Genomic DNA, 2,028 nt, shown 5'->3' with positions numbered 1-2,028 from the left:
GGCACACCATAAGCGTTATTCAAATTTCCCTGAGTGGCCAGAACCTCACCATCCTGCTCGAAGACAGAAGCCAGCATCTCTTTGACAGATGTTTTTCCACAAGTCCCGGTCACGGCTACCACAGGTTTATGAAAGCACTCACGATTAAACTGCCCCAGTCGCCCAAGCGCCTCGTCAGTGTCCTGAACCTGAATCTGAGGAATTCCCAGACCGTCAACGGGCACCTGAACCACAACAGCAGCGGCACCTGCAGCCTCAGCCTGATCAACATAGCTATGACCATCAAACCGGGGCCCCTTGATGGCAACAAAAAGATTACCTTGCCCAAGGGTTCTGGTATCAATACTTATACCCGTTATGGTGGCACCACCATCAGAATCGCCCGTCAGGAGAACTCCCTGAAGCGCATCGGTTACTTCAGAAAGGGTAAATGGGCGAATCATGATACTCCCTCACTGACTGAAGTCGATTGCGGCTGCCAGAGATCAAGTGCTTTTCTGACTTCTTCACAATCATCAAAATGATGCCTGACGCCGTTGACTTCCTGATAATTCTCGTGACCCTTACCTGCAACAACAACAATATCGCCAGCGGCAGCCGTGCAGACAGCCCCCCGAATAGCCTCTGTACGGCTGATGACAGACGTTACTGAGATGCCGGTTTGATCGACCCCTGCCAATATATCTCTGATAATGTCTTCAGGGTCTTCGTTTCTGGGATTATCGCTGGTCACGACTACTTCATCTGCACCCTCGATAGCAGCACAGGCCATGAGAGGTCTCTTACCCCTATCACGATCACCACCACAACCAAAGACACAGATTAATTTTGAAGCACTGTGCTCTCTCAAGGCTTTCAGAACGCTCATCAGAGCACCCGGAGTATGCGCATAATCAACCACAACCAACGGTTTCTGATCACCACCAAAGCTCTGCATTCTTCCCGGCACCGTGCTCAACTGAGGCACCTTTTCAAGAACCCGCTCGAGAGAATAGCCCTGACAACAAACAACCCCTATAACGGCCAAAAGGTTTTCAAGACTGAAACGGCCCAGCTGAGGTGTCCTCAGCTGGGCTTGCCCCCAGGGGGTATCCAGATCAGCCTTAACTCCCCGTGCATTCAGGAGAATATTCTTAGCCGTAATATCTGCCTCGCCCGAGGTCATAGAGAAAGTAAAAACCTCAGTATCACCGGAACAACTGGACAACATCAGTTCGCTATAGTCATCATCCAGATTAATCACTGCTTTTTTGACACAGCCGTTGGCAAATAGCAGAGCCTTGGCGCTGGCATAGGCGTCCATCGTTTTATGATAATCAAGATGGTCACGACTGATATTTGTGAAAACGCCAACTTCAAACGTTAACTGATCTGCACGCCCCTGATGTAAACCATGGGAAGAAACCTCCATCGCCATGAAGGCCACTTCTCTTGCCACCAGCTCAGCCATAAAGCCCTGTGTAGAAACGGGATCTGAAGTCGTATTCAGACAGGGCTCCAGTTCAGGAGGAACACCTTTACCCAGGGTTCCCATCACCGCACAAGGCGCCCCCAGGAGAGAAAGTAACTGCGCAACAAACCAGCAGATTGATGTTTTACCATTGGTTCCAGTCACCCCGGTCAACTTCAAGTCTGAGGATGGGTGCCGATAGAATTGATCGGCAAGATAGCTGATGTGTGCTTTTAAGTTTTCGATAAAAATAACAGGCTTGCCGGCCAGATATTCAGTTTCAGAACGTGCCTCCCTGCTCGACTCAGCGAGCACTGCAGATGCACCTGCGTCCAGAGCTGCACCAATAAACTCCCGGCCATCGGAACTCAGCCCCTGTACAGCGAGAAACAGCTCACCCCCGACCAGCTTGCGGCTGTCGAGGGTTAATCCTGTAAGGGTTATGTCTTCATCCAGCTGAGGATGATTCAGCTTCGCCAGCACTTCATTTAAAGACGTCATTTGACGCGAGGTCATGTGACGTCATTTGACGCGAGGTCATGTCCGGTCTTCTCCAGGGTCAATGGTCAGGCTTTGCG

At 50.7% G+C, this 2,028-nt stretch carries 2 protein-coding genes; both read right to left on the bottom strand.

Translation table 11 applies throughout. From position 1 onward, the window contains the following. The coding region (locus tag KDK16_RS00710) for a Mur ligase domain-containing protein (RefSeq protein WP_257274244.1) at positions 1-443 on the bottom strand (443 nt) is incomplete at its 3' end. Beyond that, positions 440-1,966 carry a UDP-N-acetylmuramoyl-L-alanyl-D-glutamate--2,6-diaminopimelate ligase gene (locus tag KDK16_RS00705; protein WP_257274243.1) on the bottom strand — a complete coding sequence of 509 codons (1,527 nt, stop codon included), beginning with the start codon at positions 1,964-1,966 and terminating at the stop codon, positions 440-442. The genes KDK16_RS00710 and KDK16_RS00705, both read right to left, overlap by 4 nt. Between the last annotated feature and the right edge of the window lie 62 nt (positions 1,967-2,028).

The sequence above is a fragment of the Endozoicomonas sp. SESOKO4 genome, assembly GCF_024606275.1.
This window is presented reverse-complemented; position numbering and strand designations above follow the sequence as displayed.

Coding starts and splice junctions, on each gene's coding strand:
- KDK16_RS00705 (WP_257274243.1), bottom strand. CDS start 1,966: ATGACCTCGCGTCAAATGACGTCTTTAAATGAAGTGCTGGCGAAGCTG.